The organism is Aestuariivirga sp., from assembly GCF_044238155.1.
GTDB lineage: Bacteria > Pseudomonadota > Alphaproteobacteria > Rhizobiales > Aestuariivirgaceae > Aestuariivirga.
The window spans coordinates 1-20,055 of sequence record NZ_JBIIDX010000050.1; the positions used below are offsets into that span (position 1 = coordinate 1).

Annotated in this window: 18 protein-coding genes and 9 pseudogenes; 9 read left to right on the top strand and 18 right to left on the bottom strand. The window is 56.0% G+C overall.

Annotated elements, in window-relative coordinates:
• From ACILRN_RS07000 to ACILRN_RS07015, 4 genes are all read right to left on the bottom strand, one after another.
• Nucleotides 1-266, bottom strand: a 266-nt coding sequence (locus ACILRN_RS07000) for a carbon-phosphorus lyase complex subunit PhnI (RefSeq protein ID WP_395686834.1), incomplete at its 3' end; no start/stop codon positions are given.
• Nucleotides 266-856 (bottom strand): phosphonate C-P lyase system protein PhnH, encoded by a 591-nt coding sequence (gene phnH, locus ACILRN_RS07005; RefSeq protein WP_395686836.1) that lies wholly within the window; start codon nucleotides 854-856, stop codon nucleotides 266-268. The genes ACILRN_RS07000 and phnH, both read right to left, overlap by 1 nt.
• Nucleotides 849-1,310: a phosphonate C-P lyase system protein PhnG gene (phnG, locus tag ACILRN_RS07010; RefSeq protein ID WP_395686838.1), complete on the bottom strand. Its 462-nt coding sequence runs from the start codon at nucleotides 1,308-1,310 to the stop codon at nucleotides 849-851. Before phnG ends, phnH begins: the two co-directional genes overlap by 8 nt.
• Nucleotides 1,311-1,317: 7 nt before the next feature.
• Nucleotides 1,318-1,968, bottom strand: coding sequence for a DapH/DapD/GlmU-related protein (locus ACILRN_RS07015; RefSeq protein ID WP_395686840.1), 651 nt, complete (start codon nucleotides 1,966-1,968; stop codon nucleotides 1,318-1,320).
• A 128-nt stretch (nucleotides 1,969-2,096) separates the two neighbouring features.
• Here ACILRN_RS07015 and ACILRN_RS07020 point away from each other — a divergent pair, with 128 nt between their 5' ends.
• Nucleotides 2,097-3,239, top strand: coding sequence for a glycosyltransferase (locus tag ACILRN_RS07020; protein WP_395686857.1), 1,143 nt, complete (start codon nucleotides 2,097-2,099; stop codon nucleotides 3,237-3,239).
• A 100-nt stretch (nucleotides 3,240-3,339) separates the two neighbouring features.
• A pseudogene (locus ACILRN_RS07025) lies at nucleotides 3,340-3,579 on the top strand (transposase); the annotation flags it as partial.
• Nucleotides 3,580-4,075: 496 nt separating this feature from the next.
• Here ACILRN_RS07025 and ACILRN_RS07030 read toward each other — a convergent pair.
• The 3 genes from ACILRN_RS07030 to ACILRN_RS07040 are packed head-to-tail and all read right to left on the bottom strand — an operon-like array spanning nucleotide 4,076 to nucleotide 6,039.
• On the bottom strand, nucleotides 4,076-4,741 hold the full coding sequence (locus tag ACILRN_RS07030) for a transmembrane anchor protein (protein ID WP_395686842.1): 666 nt from the start codon (nucleotides 4,739-4,741) through the stop codon (nucleotides 4,076-4,078).
• A gap of 23 nt (nucleotides 4,742-4,764) precedes the next feature.
• The gene (locus tag ACILRN_RS07035; protein ID WP_395686844.1) at nucleotides 4,765-5,499 is read right to left on the bottom strand and encodes a HupE/UreJ family protein; all 735 of its coding nucleotides are present in this window, start codon (nucleotides 5,497-5,499) and stop codon (nucleotides 4,765-4,767) included.
• Between the two features lie 48 nt (nucleotides 5,500-5,547).
• Nucleotides 5,548-6,039, bottom strand: coding sequence for a hypothetical protein (locus ACILRN_RS07040; protein WP_395686845.1), 492 nt, complete (start codon nucleotides 6,037-6,039; stop codon nucleotides 5,548-5,550).
• A 139-nt stretch (nucleotides 6,040-6,178) separates the two neighbouring features.
• Here ACILRN_RS07040 and ACILRN_RS07045 point away from each other — a divergent pair.
• Nucleotides 6,179-6,718: pseudogene (locus ACILRN_RS07045) on the top strand (DMT family transporter); the annotation flags it as partial.
• A 35-nt stretch (nucleotides 6,719-6,753) separates the two neighbouring features.
• Here the strand turns inward: ACILRN_RS07045 and ACILRN_RS07050 are convergent.
• A protein-coding gene (locus ACILRN_RS07050; RefSeq protein WP_395686859.1) for an IS3 family transposase occupies nucleotides 6,754-8,270 on the bottom strand; the annotation gives its coding sequence in 2 pieces (ribosomal slippage) (nucleotides 6,754-7,824 and nucleotides 7,827-8,270; 1,515 coding nt in all).
• A 237-nt stretch (nucleotides 8,271-8,507) separates the two neighbouring features.
• Between ACILRN_RS07050 and ACILRN_RS07055 the strand changes: the two genes are divergently transcribed.
• Nucleotides 8,508-9,662: a cyclic nucleotide-binding domain-containing protein gene (locus ACILRN_RS07055; RefSeq protein ID WP_395686846.1), complete on the top strand. Its 1,155-nt coding sequence runs from the start codon at nucleotides 8,508-8,510 to the stop codon at nucleotides 9,660-9,662.
• A gap of 247 nt (nucleotides 9,663-9,909) precedes the next feature.
• Here the strand turns inward: ACILRN_RS07055 and ACILRN_RS07060 are convergent, their stop codons facing one another.
• The 3 genes from ACILRN_RS07060 to ACILRN_RS07070 form a co-directional block, all read right to left on the bottom strand.
• The gene (locus ACILRN_RS07060; protein WP_395686848.1) at nucleotides 9,910-11,157 is read right to left on the bottom strand and encodes a cytochrome P450; all 1,248 of its coding nucleotides are present in this window, start codon (nucleotides 11,155-11,157) and stop codon (nucleotides 9,910-9,912) included.
• A 507-nt stretch (nucleotides 11,158-11,664) separates the two neighbouring features.
• On the bottom strand, nucleotides 11,665-11,853 hold the full coding sequence (locus ACILRN_RS07065; RefSeq protein ID WP_395686850.1) for a hypothetical protein: 189 nt from the start codon (nucleotides 11,851-11,853) through the stop codon (nucleotides 11,665-11,667).
• A gap of 30 nt (nucleotides 11,854-11,883) precedes the next feature.
• Nucleotides 11,884-12,129: a hypothetical protein gene (locus tag ACILRN_RS07070; RefSeq protein ID WP_395686861.1), complete on the bottom strand. Its 246-nt coding sequence runs from the start codon at nucleotides 12,127-12,129 to the stop codon at nucleotides 11,884-11,886.
• A gap of 675 nt (nucleotides 12,130-12,804) precedes the next feature.
• Here ACILRN_RS07070 and ACILRN_RS07075 point away from each other — a divergent pair.
• Nucleotides 12,805-13,476, top strand: coding sequence for a CatA-like O-acetyltransferase (locus ACILRN_RS07075; protein WP_395686851.1), 672 nt, complete (start codon nucleotides 12,805-12,807; stop codon nucleotides 13,474-13,476).
• A 21-nt stretch (nucleotides 13,477-13,497) separates the two neighbouring features.
• Here ACILRN_RS07075 and ACILRN_RS07080 read toward each other — a convergent pair.
• Nucleotides 13,498-13,788, bottom strand: a pseudogene (locus ACILRN_RS07080) (transposase); the annotation flags it as partial.
• A gap of 72 nt (nucleotides 13,789-13,860) precedes the next feature.
• On the opposite strand from ACILRN_RS07080, the gene ACILRN_RS07085 reads away from it, so the two are divergent.
• A complete protein-coding gene (locus ACILRN_RS07085; protein WP_395686853.1) occupies nucleotides 13,861-14,940 on the top strand; it encodes an IS5 family transposase in 1,080 nt (359 codons plus the stop codon).
• Between the two features lie 122 nt (nucleotides 14,941-15,062).
• On the opposite strand, the pseudogene ACILRN_RS07090 reads toward ACILRN_RS07085, so the two are convergent.
• Nucleotides 15,063-15,290 (bottom strand): annotated as a pseudogene (locus ACILRN_RS07090) (IS5/IS1182 family transposase); the annotation flags it as partial.
• A gap of 12 nt (nucleotides 15,291-15,302) precedes the next feature.
• Here ACILRN_RS07090 and ACILRN_RS07095 point away from each other — a divergent pair.
• A pseudogene (locus ACILRN_RS07095) lies at nucleotides 15,303-15,539 on the top strand (transposase); the annotation flags it as partial.
• A gap of 66 nt (nucleotides 15,540-15,605) precedes the next feature.
• Here ACILRN_RS07095 and ACILRN_RS07100 read toward each other — a convergent pair.
• The 4 genes and pseudogenes from ACILRN_RS07100 to ACILRN_RS07115 all read right to left on the bottom strand — a co-directional run.
• Nucleotides 15,606-15,722 (bottom strand): annotated as a pseudogene (locus ACILRN_RS07100) (phage integrase N-terminal SAM-like domain-containing protein); the annotation flags it as partial.
• 270 nt (nucleotides 15,723-15,992) lie between these two features.
• Nucleotides 15,993-16,799, bottom strand: a complete 807-nt coding sequence (locus ACILRN_RS07105) for a methyltransferase domain-containing protein (protein WP_395686854.1) — start codon at nucleotides 16,797-16,799, stop codon at nucleotides 15,993-15,995.
• A 90-nt stretch (nucleotides 16,800-16,889) separates the two neighbouring features.
• Entirely contained in the window at nucleotides 16,890-17,204 is a 315-nt protein-coding gene (locus ACILRN_RS07110) for a DMT family transporter (RefSeq protein WP_395686855.1), read from the bottom strand.
• Nucleotides 17,205-17,264: 60 nt separating this feature from the next.
• Nucleotides 17,265-17,444: pseudogene (locus ACILRN_RS07115) on the bottom strand (transposase); the annotation flags it as partial.
• A 124-nt stretch (nucleotides 17,445-17,568) separates the two neighbouring features.
• On the opposite strand from ACILRN_RS07115, the pseudogene ACILRN_RS07120 reads away from it, so the two are divergent.
• Nucleotides 17,569-18,532 (top strand): annotated as a pseudogene (locus tag ACILRN_RS07120) (IS1595 family transposase).
• A 493-nt stretch (nucleotides 18,533-19,025) separates the two neighbouring features.
• Here ACILRN_RS07120 and ACILRN_RS07125 read toward each other — a convergent pair.
• Nucleotides 19,026-19,187 (bottom strand): annotated as a pseudogene (locus ACILRN_RS07125) (integrase core domain-containing protein); the annotation flags it as partial.
• 119 nt (nucleotides 19,188-19,306) lie between these two features.
• On the opposite strand from ACILRN_RS07125, the gene ACILRN_RS07130 reads away from it, so the two are divergent.
• The coding region (locus tag ACILRN_RS07130) for a TRAP transporter substrate-binding protein (RefSeq protein ID WP_395686856.1) at nucleotides 19,307-20,055 on the top strand (749 nt) is incomplete at its 3' end.

Here is a 20,055-nt window from a genome sequence, read left to right on the forward strand (position 1 = left end):
CCAAAGCGTGCCAGCGTGGTGCGTGTTGCGCGAATCAGGAAGATCGCCTCGATCAGATCACCACGGGCCTGCTTGACGGCGAGTGCAGCAAGTTCCCTGTCATAGAGAGATCCCTCATTCATCACCCTGTCGACGCCCAAGGTCAGCTGTTCAGCGATCTGCGCAAGCGTTAGCGATGGCAGACTCCGCTCGCCGCGACGCTCCTCAGCCAGCAGGCGGTGGGCAGCATCAATCGCCTGTTCGCCACCTTTTACGGCGACATACATCAGACAGCCTCCTTTAGGCGGATTGCGGTCGAGCGTGGCAGTGCGGCGATCAGGCCCGGCGCTGTGAACACAGCATCGACACCCAGCGGAAACCCCGCATGATTGATGGCCATGGCGGACCAGAAGCTCTGCGTCAATTCTGCCACGCCAAAAACACGAGGCATTGTGATGCCGGGACCACAAAGCGTCACGGTTTCGCCCACCAGTCCGGTGGCTTGCACGATCAGGGTTGCCGAGCGATCTGGATACTCATGCGTGCCCTGTGCGAACTGTGCCGGACTTGGGATATCGCAGCCGCTGAGCAGAAGCGCGAATAATGCCTCGTGTGGCTGCTTTACGATCGGCGCGCCGGTATGAAATCTGAGATAGCGCTGGATGTTGTCATGATCCAGCCCGGGGCCGAGCCATATGGGCGTCTGGAAGTCACAGAGGGTAAGAGCTGTGGCAGCTGTGCTGTCAAGAAGCGGTTCCGGAGCAGAGAGAGTCGCATTGACGGGCTGTCGCGTACCCGGACGTGCCATGGCCTGCATAATGGCGCGAAAGGTCTGCGCTGAATCTACTGAAACATTGGCAAAGGTGTGCTCAATCATCACCGCGCACCATTGTGAAGAAATCGACTTTTGTGGCCGCTGCCTTGGCAGACTGGGTCATGTGGACCTTGATCAGCTTTGCCTCAAGCGGTGCGATTACGTTTCTAGCAACGGTTGCTGTGCGAGCTGGGTCTTGCAGCAGCGCGTCACACAGCGCTGCGAGTTGAGCATGTTTCGAGTTGCGGCCCATGACATAGGCATGGCCTTCGAAGCCACCGTAAAGCCGCACAGCGCAGCGAGTTACGGTTGCCTCTCCAAAATTGAAGGGCGCGCCGGTGGCGCCCATGCGTCCGCGCAGCATAACCAGGCCTGTTTCGGGAGCACGGAGAATATAGTGAGGCTCCTCGGCGATCTCACGTGCAGCAGCTCCAAGATCTTCCCAGGCCGACAAGGATAGAATGCGCACCCAAGCCGCTCGGGACGCTTGGGTATTCTCTAAAGAAATACCAATCATGACTTCATTAAACAGCCGTTTGTAACGGCTGAATGACAGTGCCAACCCCTTCGTATTTCTCAAGAAATGCTTCCGCAGACAAGGCGCGGAAGTCAGTCAGCGCGGAGTGAAGCCGGTCATGCGACCAGTCCCACCAGGCTAAAGCCTGGAGGCGCTCGGCTATGCCACGAGGGTGACGCCACTTTACCAGCCTTGCTGGCGTACCCGCCACCACCGCATAAGGATCAACATTCTTCGTCACAACCGCCTTGGCGGCGACTATGGCGCCGTTGCCGATGGTGACGCCTTTCATGATGACAGCGCCATGTCCAATCCACGTATCATGACCAATCCTCACGGGTCTTGACCGGCGCCAGTCGAAGACTTCTTCTTCATCAGGTTCATCTCGCCAATAGTAGCTGGAACGATACATGAAGTGATGCAGTGATGCCCGGTGATAGGGATGTTCACCGGGATTGATTCTGGTGAAAGCCGCCACATTCACAAATCGACCAAGCTGCGAATAAGCAATGTCCGCGTAGCGGGCCGTGTAGCTGTAATCTCCCAAAACGGATTCGAGAATGTGAGAACCCTCGCCGATCTCCACAAAGGCGCCAAATTTGCTGTTCCTCACTACAGTGGCAGGATGAAGATATGGATCAGAACCAAGCTGCGGCATCACGACTCTCCGTCTTGATCTTATCGCGAATGGCGATGACATATTGATGAAGGTCTAGACACGATATTGCAGCCTCAATCAGTATGGTCTGTCATGAGATCGTCAAGGAGCTTTTGTAAACGCAATTGATGGTGATTTTGGCTTGGCTATTTCTTTTCTTTTCTACCGCGGCACTTTTTGTCCACCTCGTCACCTGCGCGCTGGCGCATTATAGGTTCAAGACGTCATTTCGTAAAACTGCGTATCCGTCTCAACCCGGGTTTTCCATCATTCGACCTTTGTGCGGACTAGAGCCATTTTCAGCAGAAACCCTGCAATCCACCTTCTTGGTGGCTTACCCTGATTACGAAGTGATCTTCTGTGTTGCAGACAAGAATGATTCAGTCTTGCCTCTGGTTCGGTCACTGATCGCGACACACCCTGATCGCTCTGCAACTGTTCTGATTGGCGATGACGCAATCTCCGCGAATCCAAAGCTGAACAACATGGCTAAGGGTTTTCGAGCGGCACGCTTCAACCACCTTGTTTTCGTTGATAGCAACGTCTTAATGCCAGCGCACTATCTCGATGAACTGGCCGCTTTGCTCCAGGAAGGTGATGGGATGGTGTCAGCACCGCCCGTTGGCTTGGCGCCGCAGGGAGTCTGGGCTGAGCTTGAGTGCGCGTTTCTCAACTCCTATCAGGCGCGAATACAATATTCGCTTGACACCTTGGGCCTTGGTTTTGCCCAGGGTAAGACCCTGTGTTTTCGGCGTGTCGACCTCGAGCATGGCGGCTTTATCAAGCTCGCCAGCGAGCCCGCTGAAGATGCCGCCGCTACAAAGATGATGCGCAGTAAAGGTATGAGGATTCGGCTTGCCGGTCCATTTCCACAGCTCATCGGACGACGCAGTATATCTCAGGTCTGGAAGCGCCAGGTGCGGTGGGCACGTCTTCGCCGGGCAAGCTTTCCGATTCTCTACTTGCCGGAATTTCTTGCTGGAGGACTTCCGCCCTTACTTGCGCTTTGTCTGGCGTCTGGTGTTCTGGGCATCAGTAGCGCTGTACCTGCGCTAATCTTTGCTGCCGCCTGGTATCTTGCAGAGCTGCTCCTGATCCGCGCTGCTGGCTGGCCGGGCGCGCTGTCGGCACTCCTAATGCGGGACGCACTTCTGCCCGCAGTCTATGTTGCGGGGCTTTTCGGTCGCCATTTCGAATGGCACGGTCATCGTATGGTTGCGACACGACAACAGGACCGGTTGCGCGGAAAGCTATCAGCCCCCCTCAATTAACTGCGCGGATCGGGCTAGGCAGTGTTATCGATCATTGACCTGACCGGCATTTTCTGAACCAGGCGAATTGCGAGAATATAGCCTGGAAAGGAGAAAGCCTATGCCGAAGAAGAGGTTGGGAGCCAAGCAGATCGTCACGAAGCTGCGGCAGGTCGAGGTGTTGCAAAGCCAGGGCAAGAGCGTTGCGGCAGCCTGCAAGGAAGCGGGTCTGACCGAGCAGAGCTACGACCTGTACCGGAAGGAATACGGTGGTCTGAACGTCGAGCAGGCCCGGAAGCTGAAACAGCTCGAGCTTGAGAACGGTCGGCTGAAGAAGCTTGTGGCCGACCTGTCGCTTGAGTCGGTGAACCGTTTGTGAGGGGTCGAGCCCATTGACTGCTCAGATTCGATCCCGGACCCTCTCGCGTGGCGCTTGGCCGTGCCAAAGTACGGTGACAATGATCTAAAAATTACGTTTTATTCCATACACTTGTCGTCGCCGTACTTTTTTCGCGCAGTCAGGAGCTTTGGAGAATATCGGTCCGAGAGAGTTTATTTCCGCGCTAGCCAGCCATTTGGCAGTCAACAGCCTCGCGCGAATTAGCCCCCGAATATTGGGGATTTTCAGCGCCCGGATTTCCGGGAGAGAGCTTTGCCGAACGGCTAAATGGCGGAGGGAACGGTGCTGGCAGCCAACTCTCTTTCCTCGCAAGCTATTGATTTTATTCAAGGAGGAATTACTTGCTTTTCGAATCCCCGCCCCGGATCTAAACATCACCTCTGCTAAATGACCACGTGGGCCTAATAAAACAGTTGCCCGCCGAGCGATCCCGGCGGGCAGATCCTTCACGGGTGGGCTACATCACCCGCTTGATCTCGGAATAGTCGCCATCCGTCTTCAGGGTGACCGTCACATCGGCCTTGCCGCGGTTGCGCCAGAACCATCCATGATTGCCATCGAAGCTCGCTTCCAGGACACCCTCGGCGCCCGGAACGGCCCTACCCTTCTCGTAGCTGATTTCCTCGCCATTGCCGTCGCCGTGCATGTCAAAGTTCACCACACCGCCTTCTACGGTCCATGCGAACTTCACCTTGGCACCCTTCAACATGCTGAGCTTCACTTCCGTGCCCTCGCCCGGCTTCAGCGTGATGGTCGTGGTATCGGTGCGGACCGCGGCGGCTTCTTGCGCCTGGGCTGAGCTGATGAAGAGACCGGAGAGGATCTCGCCCAAGAGGCTTGACTGCTGGCCGCTCACAGACGTCGCCGGGGCCTGCTCCTCCTGCTGCGACTGTTCGTCCATCAGTCGGTCGCGCTCGGCTTCCTCAGCCAACTGCTGCTTGATTTCGCCCATCTCGGCGAGCCCTAGCGCTTTACCGATGCCTGTCGGGTCGATGTTGTATTCGGCCGGCAGAACCACTGCCACCAGAATGGCGGCTGCGGAAACGATAGCAATGACGGTGGAGCGCAGCAGTTGCCTGGTGGTCGGCAGTTCGGCGCGGGTCGGGATATCACTGTTGTACATGATCTTTATCCTTCTTCGAATGTTCAGGAGACGAAATAGCCGGTGAGCTGATAGCCGATGAGCACGAAGCCCAGCGTCATCATCACCGTGTTGGCGCTGTAGGCATGCCGCCAGAAGCTGTCGGTGCGCCGCCAGTAGCCCATGACGATCAGGATGGCGGAGAGGGCGAGCAACTGGCCGATCTCGACACCCACGTTGAAGGCGAGGAGGTTCGGCAGCAGGCCGTCGGGCGCGATGTTGTAATCGATGATCTTCGATGACAGACCAAAACCATGGCAAAATCCGAAGATCAGCGTGGCGGCCTTGGTGTTGGGCTGCCAGCCAAACCAGCGCTGGTAGGCCCCCATGTTGTCGAGTGCCTTGTAGACCACCGACAGCCCGATGATGGCATCGATGATATAGCTGTTGATACCGATATTGAAGTAGACGCCCAGCAGCATCGTCGTCGAGTGGCCGACGGCGAAGAGAGTCACATAAAGCCCGATGTCCTTCAGCCGGTAGAGGAAGAAGATGACGCCGAACAGGAACAGGATGTGGTCATATCCCGTCACCATGTGCTTGGCGCCCAGATAGATGAAGGGCAGGATGTTGATGCCGGAGATCTCCTGGATATAGCCCTTGTCGCCTTCGGCTACGGCATGCGCCAGCGCAGCCGTGGACAGAAGCGTGAGGGAGAAGATCGCCAGCAGGAAGCTTAGGAACGGTCTCAAGTCCACGCCAAGTGGAAGAGAGTCGCCCCGGTCATGAGGCAGTTGCATTGTGATGTCTCGGTGTAGTTGTTGGAACGGACCCAGAGGCCCAGGCTCTCAGAGAGACATCGCCTGTTTCGGCGGCCGCTCAATTCCGAAGCCCGTTGCCGGGTCAGGCAGTTCACCGATGAGGGCGGACCAGTGCCGCGAAGGTGGCAGACACCAGTTGCTCGAGGTGCCAGCCAGGAAAACGGCCTGATGGGAATGGTCGGCAGGGTCATGCCCATGCAGGTGACCGGCCGACTGCTCGTGGGGTTCGCCATCGTCATGGCTGTGGCCATGCTCAGCGATTTCCTGTGCAACGAGCACGGCGTGCCGGGCAGCTTCCGCAGTCGAAATCGTCAGCGTGTCATGGGAAGAGGCCAGAGGAAGAGGAGCGGATGCCAGGCAGACCGCAATCAGGGCCACAGCCACTTGCCTGTGCCGACTCCGGAGCCAGGACAGCGCGATTATGATGGGTTCAAGAACCACCAGAATGGCAGCCACGGCCAAGAGACCACGGGCGCGCCCGCACCGTCCCTGCCCCGCTGCTATTGATTCCCTTGCCATCGTCGCCCCTTACGTCACCTCCCGTTAATTGGACCTTTCAGGCAGAATTATGAAACGCGCGGACACCCGCCGGACCTGAACACGTTGACTTAACGGTCTGTGGCGGGGACAACCAGCCGAGTCAGCGCGGAGACAGATAATGGAACAGCGGAGAGTGTGGTTTCCCGGGGTGCCTCTGGCGCTCGGCGCCGCCATTCTCTTCGGCGCATCGACGCCCTTCTCCAAGCTGCTCCTGGGGGCGGTCAATCCCTGGCTTCTGGCCGGCATCCTTTATCTAGGCGCCGGGATTGGCCTGTCGCTGTTTTTCCTGATTCGGGCCGCGTTTTCGCCCCGGCCGCCAGAGGCCCCTCTGCAATTCCGTGATCTGCCATGGCTCACCGGTGTTGTGGCGGCAGGCGGTATCGCAGGTCTGGTCTTGTTGATGTTCGGTCTGCAGGCGACGGATGCTTCTTCGGCTTCCCTCCTTCTCAATCTCGAAGGGGTCGCCACCATGGCGATCGCATGGATGGTCTTCCGCGAGAATGTCGATGGCCGTCTGATCCTGGGCGCCGCCGCGATCCTCGCCGGCGCTGCCATCCTCTCATGGAGCGGTGAGGGCCTACGACTGAGCTGGGGCAGCCTTCTCATCGCGGCTGCTTGCCTTGCCTGGGGCATTGACAACAATCTATCGCGCAAGCTCGGTGTTTGTCGAAGTAGTTGTCCACTGAACTTGTTTCACGCTGCGTCTCGCTGGTGTTCGGCCATGGGACGCTCTGGGTTGAGCCAGACGGACCCGACGGGGTCCCAGTTTCGGGTGTTGCCCGACCAGCGTGCCGGGTTTCTGGCGCGGGCGGCCTGATAGAGTTCGTGTCGGGTTCGCAGCAGGGTGAGGTCTTCTCCGCGATGCCGGGCGTCCGGGGTAGCAAAGCGGATGGCGCTATGCCTGTGCTCGGTGTTGTACCATCGGACGAAGGCATGAACCCAGGCGCGCGCCTCCTCGATGGTCGCGAAGCCGCGCTGAGGCCAGGACGGAACGTACTTGCAGGTCCGGAAGAGCGCCTCGGAGAAGGGATTGTCGTTCGACACCCGCGGCCTGCTGAAGGATGGAATGACGCCGAGACGCTCCATGGTGGTTTTCATGGTCGCGCCCTTCATCGCGCTGCCGTTGTCGGCATGCAGCGCAAGAGGGCTGGTGAGGCATCCCTCCGCCCAGACCGCGCGCTCGAGAAGCAGGGCGGCCAGTTCGGCGCCTTCACGCGCGTGAACTTCCCAGCCGACAATCTTCCGGCTGAAGATGTCCTCGATGAGGTAGAGGTAATAGAACAGTCCCAGCACAGGCCCTGGAAGCCAGGTGATGTCCCACGACCAGACCTGCCGCGGGCCCTTTGCCTCGAAGGTCGCCGGCGGTTTCGATCGTGTCGCTGCCCGGGCGCGTCCACGCCTGTGGTTCTGTCCCCGCTGCCGCAACACCCTGTAGAAGCTCGATTCCGAAGCGATATAGGTGCCGCGATCAGCCAGCCGAGGCACGATCTGGCTGGGTGGCAGGCTGGCAAATTCCGCCGCATTGCACGTGGCGACGATCTGGTCCCGCTCATCCTCGCTCAGCCTGTTCGCGGGGCTTGGCCGCTTGGCAAGAAGGCGGAGGTCCTGCATGACCTCGCCATCCGCACCCTTCCAGCGTTGATATGTCCGGGGATGAAGGCCGAGTTCGGAGCAGGCAACGCCTTCCCGCGCCCCAGCATCCACAGCCTCGGTGATGAGGGCAACGATGTCCTGGCGATCAGGGGCAGAGGTCATTCGGCCTCGCGCTCCGCGGGGCCCCAGATCGCCTCGGCTTTTTTTCGCAGGACCATCAGGGCTGCCGTCTCGGCCAGGGCCTTCTCCTTGCGCGCCAGTTCCCGCTCCAGTTCACGGATACGCTTCTTGTCGTCCTTCGTCTCGCGTGCGATCCGGGTCGAAGCCGTCTTTTCCCAGTCATTCGCCCGCTCGCAGGCCTCCCGCCAGACCCGCAGCTGCTCGGGATACAGCCCCCGCTGGCGGCAGTACTCGCCAAGCTCGGACTCGTTCATCGCGGCGGTTTCGATGACCGCAGCGAACTTGTCCCGGGCGGTCCAGCCTTCCGGACCGGCATTGCCATCGGGTAACAGCTTGCCCTTCGCCCTGGCCTCCGCCCGCCATATGCAGAGCGTCCTCTTTGAAATTCCTTCTTCCTGCGACAGTTGCTGCAGGGGAACATTGTTTGGCGGCAACATCTTCGCCAGCACGGCTACTTTCCGTTCCAATGAATACGCCACGTCTTCTTCCTCTTCGCCGCCCGCCTCAGGGTCCTATTTGGGAATTAGACAGATGGACAACCACCCTGCCAGAGGGGGAGGCTTAGACGAGGTGAATACACGTCTAATCTTTTCTTCGATCACGGACCGATTTAATTTGGCTGATGGCGGGACAATTGTCTAAACATCAGCAAAGCGTTTTCTGCAGAGGATAGTATGAATATACTTCGATGCAAATCAACAGATGAAGCCGCTCAGCAGGCCTTCCGGTTGCGCTATAAAGTCTTTGCGGCTGAGCGAGGCTATGGAGCTGAGGAAAAAGACCACGAATTCAGTAGCTCCCGGGACATTGTTGACGATTACGCCCATATCTATGTGGCTATTAAAGATGGCGAAGTGATCGCAACCGTGAGAACGATCTATTCTCGCGACTGCGACTTTCGAAAAGTGATTCCTGGCGAAGTGGCCGAGGCATGGAAGATAGAGGCATTCTTAGAGACGTTTCCGGATGCTCTGGCAGCTGCGTCGCAGTTTGCGATTTTGCCACAATATCGAGGATCACTCGCGGCTGCGCTTATCATGTCAAAGATATACTCAGATTTGCTGGACGATGATATCGACTTCCTGTTCTCAATTTGCTCGACCTATTTGATCGAATTCTACTCGCATATCGGATTCCAGGTCTATTCCCCCACCTATGCGGACGACGTTGGCTTCACGACACCCATTATATCCGTCGTCCGTGACTGGCGTCATCTCGAAGCAATCAAATCTCCAACGCTGAAGCAATTGGCCAAACGGAAGCTTTGTACGGGTGAGCACCCATCCGTAGCCTGGTTCCACGACACCTACGGGGACAAACTCAATGCCTTTGTTTCAGACCACACTGAAGTGACTCTCAACAAGATGCTGGCATTAGGAGCATCACCCGAGACATCAGACTATGGGCAGGTCAGCATTTTTCAGTCAATGTCAGCGGAGGACATCACGGACATCACGGCAGCGGGAAAGCTGTTCAACGTTGCTGCAGGCCAGCACATACTCCAAACCATGCAGCAAGATGACGAAATGTATGTCGTTGTAGAAGGAGAAGTCCTTGAGCGCCGGCTAGATGGCGAGTTGCCTTCGTTCAGACTCTCCCAAGGGCAGGTTCTTGGCGAGGTGGGCTTGTTTACGGGAACGATACGGTCCACTGACTTCATCGCCGTGACGGACGTGCAACTAGCCTCTATCTCGCGGCAGAGGCTGGAACGCCTGATGAAGACCAAACCAGAGTTATCCTGCCGATTGCTCTTCAATCTTGCGCGCATTCAATCGCTTAAACTCATCCGCGCCAACCAAGACATGCTCGCACTTTATCTCAATCTCTAGCATCAAGTGACCAACCGATTCCGCACCCGATGATCTGCAACACATTGTCGATGCCTATTTATGGGAAGCCCTGCTAGTTATTTACCGGTTAGACTGACGACGATGCACGGTAAAGATCAAGTGTTCGGCGCAATGATTTCGACCAATAGCGAATGAAACCGGGCGTCCATGTCGATGTCCAAGCCTGTTTTCGAGTGAAGGAAGCCAGCTACGAATCTGTTGCATATGGAAAACGGATTGTGGCGTGTCACCCAAGGCTCTCGAGCTGCACCATGAGTGACGAATAACCGTTGACGATGCACGACTTCACCCTCTCCGGAGGACCGAGTGTGCGGACCTTGAGTTTTCGCCGCGCCATCTCTGCCCAGAATAACTTAAGCTCCAGCAAGGCGATATTCTTGCCGATGCAGCGGTGCGGACCATGACCAAAGGCGAGATGATGGTCGTGATCCTTGCGGTTGATGTTAAACCGCTCTGGCGTCTCGATTTCATCCTCATCCCGGTTGGCAGAGACATACCAGAGTATGACCTTGTCGCCTTTCTTAATCGAATGCCCGTGGAAATCGACGTCGGACTTAGCCGTGCGGCGCATGTGAGCGACTGGCGTCTGATAACGAATGACTTCAGATACAAAGGGACTGAGCAAATCGGGGTTTGCATAAAACATCGCCAGTTGATCAGGGTTTTGTTCGACGAAAAGGGCGCCGCCGGTCAGGGAGTGACGTGTCGTATCATTTCCGGCAAGAAGAAGGATCAACATGTTCAGGAAGACTTCCTCGTTGCTCAATGACCGAGACTGCTTCGAATTCACGAGCATTGACGCGATATTAAACAGATCGGTACGTCCAGCCATCTCTCTGCAAAGGCGCTCAATGTAAAATCTGCATTCCTGCAATTCCTGATAATAGCTCTGCAGATCAGTGACCTTGGCGCCAGGCTGAGGAATAGTGGACGCAAGGTCAGACCACTTCTGCAGCTTCGATGAGTCACTTTGCGGAACACCCATCATCACTGCGAGAACCTTTATGGTGATCTCGACGGACACACGGCTCACCCAGTCAAAAGGCTCCCTAAGTGGCAATCCATCCAAGGTTTGGGAAACAAGTTCGGAAATGACGCTCTCTAGCATCTTGAGATTGTTGAGAGATGCCAACGGCGTCACTGCCTGGCGCACCTCTCGGTGCTCCGGCGGATCCATTGTCATAAAGGAACGGGCCGTGGGGCTCTGGGGAATGTCAACGATAGTAAATCCACCAGTTGATGAGAATACCTCCGGGTTGGATTCAATCTCGACAATATCCCGATACCTCGTGATCGACCAGAATGGCCCGAAATCGCTGTGCGCGCAATAATGCACCGGCCTCTCACGCCTGAGTCGAGCAAACATAGAGTCGTGGAGTTGATAAAAATAGATCAGCGGATCGCTTGGGTTGAATGCATCGATCGGCATGACCTCGAACTTTTTTCTCAGATCATTGTAAGACGTATCTGTCATCTAAGTAGCCTTCTTATTCAAGGCGCAATGCTGATTGCCAGGCGCAAACCCGTGCGAGAGCGACTTGGCGCGGTTGAGAGGAAGCCTGTTCCCGAGTATCGGGCGCTTCCAGTAATTGGTCTAGGTCCTGCTGCAACGCCATGGCAATGTCACTTTCAGGTTTTGTGATGCAGTACACTGTGCTGGGCGCATAGAGGGGATCAATCTAACAAACCTTACCTGACCCAAGCTAAAGCAAAGGTTACCTACCGACAAGCTCACCACCACCTGCCTGGTCATGATCACGATCGCGTGGTGTCTTTCTGCTAAGGACCGTTTACCTTCGCCTAAATCTCACGCGTCACAAGCAGGCAGCACAGAATAAACAGGTCAAACTGAGCTTGGTCAAGGCATTCCATAAACCAGGGGTTTGTCCTTGTTGCTGGCCGCCAAAAGTAAAACTGAACAAGCCCGCTTAGCTATAATTGTTGTACCGGGTTACGTTTATGAGACAGCGTACTGCGCCTATTATGCCGCCAATTTGAACTCCGTGGCGACTTCGGGTGCAAGGGCCTTCTGTTCGGGCTTGACCTGATTGTGTCCATCGCGCTCGCTTAGCCACGAGGCGTTATAGAGATCGGCGAACTCGGCGAGCCCCTTGCGATGTGCCTCTATGGTCGGGAAGTACCGGACCCAGAGCAGTTGCTCCTTCAGCATCCTGATGGCCCTCTCCGCGACACCGTTCCCCTATGGCTGACGCACGAAGGCGGGAGAGATCTCGATCCCGAGGAATTCGATCTCGTCCTGGAAGTCATCGGCAAGGTAGTTAGAACCGTTGTCGTGGTGAAGGATCAGACCGGCAGCGACGCTTTCCGTTACCGCACCGAAGTGCTTCGCCACCCCCTGCCGGATCGGCTCGAGAGCCTTCCAGCGGCTGGAGCTGGAAGAGGCGTGGATTCCAACCAACTCGCCCGAGCAATGGTCGACGGCGATGAAGACTCCGAGTCTTCACGTCATCCGGCCAGCGCCGGTAGCCCCGTGTTCGACGAACGATCTCTATATGCCCGTTGAATCCATCCGCAACATCCACCATTGCCGTCTCCACCTGTTGAATCCGGACAAGTTCCCCTCATGTGCGGTGACGGCGGAAGCGGGATATCCAATTGGGGGTAGACGGCGCTTACTTCACAACCGGTTCCAGCCCATTCTATCGGTCCATGCTCTACCTCCGTCGATGCGATTAGTAGCGCAGCGGACCTCCTTAGGAAACCGTGCCCCGGCCCATTAGCCGTAATTGTTAATTAACCGATAGGCTGCTGATTAGTTAAGCGGTAAGGGTTTTATTGGATCAAGAAATCCTTTTAACCACACTACCCGTTATGGGCGCAGTTAATGGTGCGCAGACCAAAGGGGGTTGCTGCTTTCCAGATGCCCAAATTCATGCATGGCCAAAACGATGGACGAGAATTGACGTTGGAGAAGAGACTACGGATTTCTATAGATCCACCCTCATAGGGTGCGCGCGCTGATACGCATTGGCCTTAAGAAGCGAATATGATTTTGGTTCGAAAAAAACAATGAGGATTGAAGGTAGGCAGCACAAGATTCTCAGGAATAGTGAAGATTCTGAATGTATGGGTAAGAACGATAGAATAGGGATGACCTTAAATGAACGAGAGGATACTGGCGCCAACCCCGAGGCTCATTGATATGGATGCTTATCCAAGACGGGCATTCTTCAATTACTTCAAGTCCTTTGATGTTCCCGTACACTCCCGCACTGTACAAATCGACATCACTCGCGCTTTGGACTATGTCAAGAAGCACGATCTTGTGTTCTCCCTTGTCATGACACTGCTTGTCACCAGGGCGGCTAATCAGGTTCCGGAATTCCGCCAGAGGATCGCCAGCGAGGGGATCGAGGAGTATGATTTTGTGGTTCCCTTCTACACCATGCTCTCACCTTTCAAGGTAGTGGCTTTCATACTGGGTCGGCACGCGGACAATTTCGCGACGTGCTATGAAGCTAACATGGCAATTCGGCGAGAGGTGCAGGCAGGACAGATACCGGGGTTCGACCTGACCAACCAGGGGCACATCACCGTCAGTGTGGTGCCATGGTACAGCTTCACGGCAATCACAATGCCCTATAGTCGCCACCATGCTTCAGTTCCCGTCGTGAGCATCGGAAAGTTCTACCAGCAGCAGTCAGCCACAATGATCCCGTTGGCCATTCAGTCTAATCATGCGCTCATCGATGGCTACCATATCGGCCAGTTTCTGGATTGCCTAACAAGCTACCTGGCAGACCCCGAAACGCATATGGCGCTCACGGTTTAGTCCGCGGTGAACAATCCGCTTTCACGCGGCTTGAAGTTTCACGGCGGCTTGTGACCTGTGCAGGATCGCGCTGACGATCAGGCACAAGAGAAGCCTCAGCCAGTTGAGGAGGAGGCGGAAGTTGTATCCGGCGGCGGCGAGGACGGCGTTGATGGCGTCGCCCTGTTGCCCAGCGAGATAATTGCGGTCCATGCGGTGGCCGTTCTTGATGTGACCGATGACGGGCTCGACGGAGGAGCGACGGCGCATCTCACGCTTGATGGCAGGCGTCATGCGGCGCTTCTGGCCCGAGGTGAAGACCTTGAACCTGGACGCCTCCGGAAACTGGCGGCGCATTGAGTTTTGTGATTCTCTGACTGGCATCGGCGTGGAGGAGAAGGATCGATGCAGGGGCAGAGCGGCTTTGGGGATGTCGAAGACCGGCTGAAGGAACTGTCTGCTGAAGGCGATCCCCTTGAGAAGCTGGCTGCCACTGTTGATTTCGAGGTGTTCCGGCCAGTGCTGAGAACGGCGTTGGTGCGCAGTGCTGGAGGCAAAGGTGGCCGCCCCGGCTTTGATCCGGTGCTGAAGTTCAAGATGCTGGTTCTCCAATCCCTGCACGGTCTGTCGCTGGCCCAGACGAGCTACATGGTGCGAGATCGGCTTAGTTGGATGCGGTTCTGCAGACTTGGGCCCGGTGATACGGTTCCGGATGCCAATACGCTATGGGACTTTCGCGAAGCGCTGATTGCCGCAAAGGCGCTGGAGAAGGCCTTCGAGATGCTGGACCAGACGATCAGCGCGGCGGGTTATCTACCGATGGGCGGCCAGATCATCGATGCCACCCTGGTGGCGGCCCCGAAGCAACGCAATACCGAAGGTGAGAAGGCGGCCATCCAGGCGGGTGAGATCCCAGAGGAGTGGAAGGACCAGCCTGCCAGGCTGCGCCAGAAGGATTGTGATGCCCGCTGGACGGTGAAGTTCGCCAAGGCGAAGCCAAAGGAGAACAATGAGCCCCAGATCGACATTGCCATCCCTTTCTACGGTTACAAGAGCCATATCTCGATCGACCGGCGCCATGGCCTCATCCGCCGGAACCTGGTGACAGACGCGGCCGCCCATGACGGCGCCCGGCTGCGGGAGGGATTGATCGACCCGGCCAATACCGCCTCGGAGGTCTGGGCGGATACTGCCTATCGCTCGGCTGCCAACGAGGCGTTTCTGGCAAAGGTCGGCAAGGTCAGCCGCATTCATCACAAGAAACCAAAGGGCAAGCCGATGCCGAAGCCGATCGCCAGAGGGAATGCCACGAAGTCGCAGATCAGGGCGCGGATCGAGCATGTCTTTGCCGAGCAGAAGGACCGCATGAAGCTCTTCATCAGGACGATAGGGCTGCCGCGTGCTAAGGCCACCGTCACGCTCGCCAACATGGTCTTCAACATGAAGCGATGGTGCTGGCTCAACGGCCGGAGTGTGCCCGCGTAGGGGCGAGGAGCCTAGCAAAGGCCCAAACCGGGCGCACCATCAACTCAAAAAATGCAAATTCCGGCGCAAACAACCCGGGTTTCAAACCGAAACACCGCTCAATGGCCAGTTTCCGGAGGTGTCCACCTGTGTGAGAGCGGTGCGTTGTGGCCGCGGTAGCCGGCATCGGCGAGCGTGCGGGTGATGCCGTTGCCGATGGTCCGCTCCATGTCCGGGATGACGGTTGCCAGGGTATGGCCGTCATAGGGGTTCCCGGGCAGCGCCATGGCATGGAGGGCGAACTGCCCGCCTTTTGAGCGCCGCAGGGCGGTGGCGATCGAGACCTTCACGCCGAACTCATATGGCGCATGACCTACTATTCCTTCCCTGACATCCACTGGCACAAGATCAGGACCAACAATCCGCTGGAGCGCATCATGAGGGAGATCCGGCGTCGGACACGAGTGGTCGGCGCATTCCCGGACGGTCAATCCTGCCTCAATCTTGCGGCAACCCGTCTGCGGCACATTGCGGGAACACAGTGGTCAACGAAGCGCTACATGAACATGCGGCCACTGTTCCAGGCTGACGAAAACCCAACCGAAGCCGCCGTCGCTTGAAAAAATGTGCGAAAGAATCTGGACACCACCCAACCGGAAACTCTATGGGGCGTAGACGGCGCTTACAAAGAAACGGCTGAACTTCGACACCGCATGAATGTAGGATCGCTGAGTCGCCGGAGACAAGTTGCGGACTGTCATGTCCTCGATCATCCGATGGCGAAGAGGGCTGATATCGGCCATTGGGAAACTCCTGTCTTATGGGTTGGGCTGCAACAACCACAATCCTCAGACAGGAAACCTCAGCCGTAAATGCGCTCCAGACTTCTCCCGCAGTAGCGGGTTAGTTCAATCGCGAAATCAATTTGCAAGGAAACCACAGCCACAAACCGTTTTCCTGAAAACACGAAGACTACAAACGACGCGATCAGAGTCTGAAATCAACGGGTTGGGAATTGTTCACAGGCGACGATCAAACGCTCATAATTTTTCCAATAGCTGTCTTTAGCCACGTCACTTTTCAGCTACCACACAATATACACCTGCTGAGCCAAAGAATGATACATCCTCTGATTTACGATAAATATCGTTTATGATACTTGCCCCCCACTCCTTTAAGGAGGCATCCAACAAGTCGATCTTGAATTTTGTTGTTATATCAAGGAACTCATGAGAACTAATATTTTTTGATGTAAACGTATATACTGACGTGTTGATGTTTATATAACCGGCATCATGCAGCATGCATGGGATTTTATGGCCTATATTTCTATCTCCGCCATATTTGATTTGGCCTTTTGAAACTTCCGATAAAAATTCAACCATTTCTTTATGATATGGTGTTATATGGAAAAGTGAATCGTCAGAATCCATAACAATCAATTTCCCACCAGGCTTAAGTATTCTTTTAGCTTCAATCAGCATTTTATTGGGGTCAGGTAGATGCTGTAAAATAAATCTCGCATAAGCAAGATCAAAAACATCATTTTCCATTCCAGTCAAAAGGCATGCATCATTATTCACTATTCGAACTTGATTATATTTAGCATTCCTAGTCTTTGCGACATTAAAGAGCTTTTCATTTTTCTCAATGCCCACAACCAAGCCTGATGCATCGACTTCTTTGGCCAAAAATTCTGTAATGAATCCAGGACCGCATCCGATATCGGCAATGCTTGTGCCTGATTTTAATCCAGCATTGCGTAGAATAACCACTTCTTGGGGCCACCTTACACGAGCCTGATTTTCTAGCCTGGAGATCTCATTTTCTGCTTCATCACTATGAAATTGCTGTGACGAATAGGGGCTTGAATCAGACATTTGAAACTCCCTCTAGAAGCAGATTTTTGCAAGCATTTGAATGGGATATCCTTGGAGACCACAGCATTGGAAGCCTGACTATAGCGAAGGTCATCCCAGCTTCAAGGCGGCTACCCCCGCTATGATCAAGACAATCCCAAGATACCTAAGAAGCGAGGTTGCATCGCCAAAGGCGAAGACTCCCACAAGGAATGTGCCCGCCGCACCGATGCCTGTCCACACGGCGTAGGCCGTGCCGATGGGGATCGCGCGCTGGGCCAGCCAGAGCAAGGTTCCACTGATGAACATGCAGAGGATCGCGATGAGGAGCCCGATCCATCGGTTTTCTGGGCTGTGTGCGATTTTTAGACCGATGGGCCAGCCAATCTCAAAGACGCCAGCAAGCACCAGAACGAGCCAGTTCATCGTGTTTTCTGTTCCCTCTCTCTGGCCTGCCCGACATTTTGTACCAGACGCAATGATATGCTATTGCATGTTTGCGGTTCCGTCGAGTGCGGGTGGCGGTGCGATGGTCACGGGCGCTGGAGGACGGTAACCGAGGGCAGAATGCGGCCTTCGTGTATTGTAATAGATGCGCCATTGTTCGATGACCGCCTTGGCTTACTTGAGGTTGTAGAAGATCTCGCCATTGAGGCATTCGGTCTTAGGCAGCAAGCGCACCAATTGCGGCGCAAGCCATTGATACCGAGTGAGTATTCGGTAAGTTCAATTTCTGTTGCTCTTTGGGTAGATGGAACACACCATGAACATTAATTAGGAGCGTGTGTTCATGGCGCAGCACTTTCTTCTCTCGACCGCAGCACGCACGCTTTCGCTGAAAGCGATCTTCGCGGGCGGTGAACATAGGGCCTATCGGCGGTTCTGTGCGTTGCGTTGGCCGGAGACGAACGGAGCCCCTGTCTGTCCTCGGTGCCGCTGTCTTGAGGTGTACGATCTGAAGGCGCGCCGGCGCTTCAAATGCGCAGCCTGCAGCCATCAGTTCAGCGCCACGTCCGGCACGATCTTCGCCTCACACAAGCTGTCCTTCGTCGATCTCCTCGGCGCGATCTGCCTGTTCGTAAATGCTTCGAAGGGACTATCTGCGGTTCAGTTGAGCCGGGACCTCAACATCCAATACAAGACGGCGTTTATGCTGATACATAAACTCCGTGAGGCGCCATGGCGAAGGAGACGGCTGAAACACGCCTTCAGGGTGAGGTTGAGATCGATGGCGCCTATTTTGGCGGCCACGTCCGCCCGGCAAACATCAGAACAGATAGGGTCGATCGAAGGCTGCTGCAAAATCGCACTGGCAAGCGCAGCGTGATTGTTATCTTGCGCCAGCGTGGCGGCCGCACGCTGACGCGAGCCTTTCTGCGCGAAGCCGAGGGAGTTTTCTTTGCGCAGGAGCGGATCGAGCCCGGTTCTTCCGTGTCCGCAGATGAAGTCGCTCACTGGGATCTGCTGGCCGACCGTTTTGATCTCAGACGGGTCAATCATTCCGAAGCCTATAGCGAGAACGGGGTGAACACCAATCTCGCCGAGAGCTACTTCTCACGTCTCCGTCGGATGATCCGCGGACAGCATCATGCGGTGAGCGGCAAGTATCTCGCAAGCTATGCCAGGCACGCCGCCTGGCTTGAGGATCATAGCTCGGAGAGTAATGGTGCGTTGGCAGACAGGTTGATCCGGGCCGCCCTTACCGTGCCCGTCAGTAGGCCTGGTCCGGTTATTGGCAGCGACGCGCAAGCTGACAGACTCGCCAGCAGCCCAGACACATGTGCCCTTGCGCTTCTCGACCATGCGTACAAGTTTACGGCGGGCGGCGTGCCTCAGTGCCTGCACAACCTTGAAGACGACCGAATTGCGCAGCGTCGTGTCCGTCACATCGAGATTGCGTTCGACCATCACCCTCTCGGCAAGGTCGCGCGTCGACAACTCGCCGTCACTCCTGACGTGCCGCACACATATGTCGGCAATCTCGCCCTTCTTAAAGAAGCCATGGCTTACCATGTAGGTCGCGCGCTGACGGTCAGGCTCGCTGAACAGCCGGATTGAAGCATTGATGTGGGCGAGGTCGTGCTTCGCCTGGGCAATCTGCGCCATATAAGCTGCAATCCGCCCATTAATCTCGGCGCGCTTGTCTTTCAGTGTCTGGATAATCAGTGCTTCAGCCATGCCAGGGAGCATCAAGCATCGGCCAAACATGCTCAATCTGAAACTTGGTGCGCTTGCTGCCTAAGACCGGAGGCATTCATCCCTGAGCTTGCCGTTGAAGGACTCGCAGTAGCGGTTCTCCCAGGGTGATCCAGGCTCAATGTACAAGCTCTTCGTGCCAAGCCCTGACAGCCACTGGCGCAGGACCTTGGCGACCATTTCCGGGCCATTGTCCGACCGAATGAAAACCGGGGCGGTTCAAACCGTCACCCCGGCGATTGACCGCCTCGCTGATGCCGCATAACGTTTAACCAGCAACGCCACTCTTGGCGTTTTCAATAGAGTTCGGCACATCCCCCGGAGGAACTCTTGTGACCATAAACCGCCGAAGTGCCTTGATAGGTGCAACCGTATCTGTCGGCCTGCTTGCCGCACCCTTTGTGCGTCGCGCCGACGCCGAGGCTGCTGAGTTTACCTTTAAATTCGCCAACAACCAACCGCTGACCCACCCCAGCAATATACGCAGCGCCGAAGCCGCCGCCGCGATCCTGGAGGAATCTAGCGGGCGCGTTGACATTCAGATCTTCCCGTCCAGCCAACTGGGTGCTGACACCGACGTGCTAGGCCAGCTACGGGCAGGTGGGGTGGAGTTCTTTCTCTTATCGCCGTTGATCCTGTCGACGCTGGTTCCCAACGCATCGATCAATGGGATCGGTTTTGCCTTTCCTGACTATGATGCCGTCTGGAAAGCTATGGACGGCGATCTGGGCGCCTATGCACGCGGTCAGATCGAAGATAGCGGTCTCATAGTGATGGACACGATCTGGGACAATGGGTTCCGGCAGATCACCACCTCGACCACTCCAATTGAAACGCCTTCCGACCTTGAAGGCTTGAAAATCCGGGTGCCAGTGTCGCCGCTCTGGACCTCGATGTTCAAAGCCTTTGGCTCCGCCCCGGCCTCGATAAACTTCGCCGAGGTCTATTCGGCTTTGCAGACCGGCATCGTGGACGGGCAGGAAAACCCACTGTCGATCCTCAAGGTCGCCAAGCTGTGGGAGGTGCAGAAGTATTGCTCGGTCACCAATCACATGTGGGATGGGTTTTGGCTGTTGGGCAA

Coding starts and splice junctions, on each gene's coding strand:
- phnH (WP_395686836.1), bottom strand. CDS start 856: ATGATTGAGCACACCTTTGCCAATGTTTCAGTAGATTCAGCGCAGACC.
- phnG (WP_395686838.1), bottom strand. CDS start 1,310: ATGATTGGTATTTCTTTAGAGAATACCCAAGCGTCCCGAGCGGCTTGG.
- ACILRN_RS07015 (WP_395686840.1), bottom strand. CDS start 1,968: ATGCCGCAGCTTGGTTCTGATCCATATCTTCATCCTGCCACTGTAGTG.
- ACILRN_RS07020 (WP_395686857.1), top strand. CDS start 2,097: ATGGTGATTTTGGCTTGGCTATTTCTTTTCTTTTCTACCGCGGCACTT.
- ACILRN_RS07030 (WP_395686842.1), bottom strand. CDS start 4,741: ATGTACAACAGTGATATCCCGACCCGCGCCGAACTGCCGACCACCAGG.
- ACILRN_RS07035 (WP_395686844.1), bottom strand. CDS start 5,499: ATGCAACTGCCTCATGACCGGGGCGACTCTCTTCCACTTGGCGTGGAC.
- ACILRN_RS07040 (WP_395686845.1), bottom strand. CDS start 6,039: ATGGCAAGGGAATCAATAGCAGCGGGGCAGGGACGGTGCGGGCGCGCC.
- ACILRN_RS07055 (WP_395686846.1), top strand. CDS start 8,508: ATGAATATACTTCGATGCAAATCAACAGATGAAGCCGCTCAGCAGGCC.
- ACILRN_RS07060 (WP_395686848.1), bottom strand. CDS start 11,157: ATGACAGATACGTCTTACAATGATCTGAGAAAAAAGTTCGAGGTCATG.
- ACILRN_RS07065 (WP_395686850.1), bottom strand. CDS start 11,853: ATGCTGAAGGAGCAACTGCTCTGGGTCCGGTACTTCCCGACCATAGAG.
- ACILRN_RS07075 (WP_395686851.1), top strand. CDS start 12,805: ATGAACGAGAGGATACTGGCGCCAACCCCGAGGCTCATTGATATGGAT.
- ACILRN_RS07085 (WP_395686853.1), top strand. CDS start 13,861: ATGCAGGGGCAGAGCGGCTTTGGGGATGTCGAAGACCGGCTGAAGGAA.
- ACILRN_RS07105 (WP_395686854.1), bottom strand. CDS start 16,799: ATGTCTGATTCAAGCCCCTATTCGTCACAGCAATTTCATAGTGATGAA.
- ACILRN_RS07110 (WP_395686855.1), bottom strand. CDS start 17,204: ATGAACTGGCTCGTTCTGGTGCTTGCTGGCGTCTTTGAGATTGGCTGG.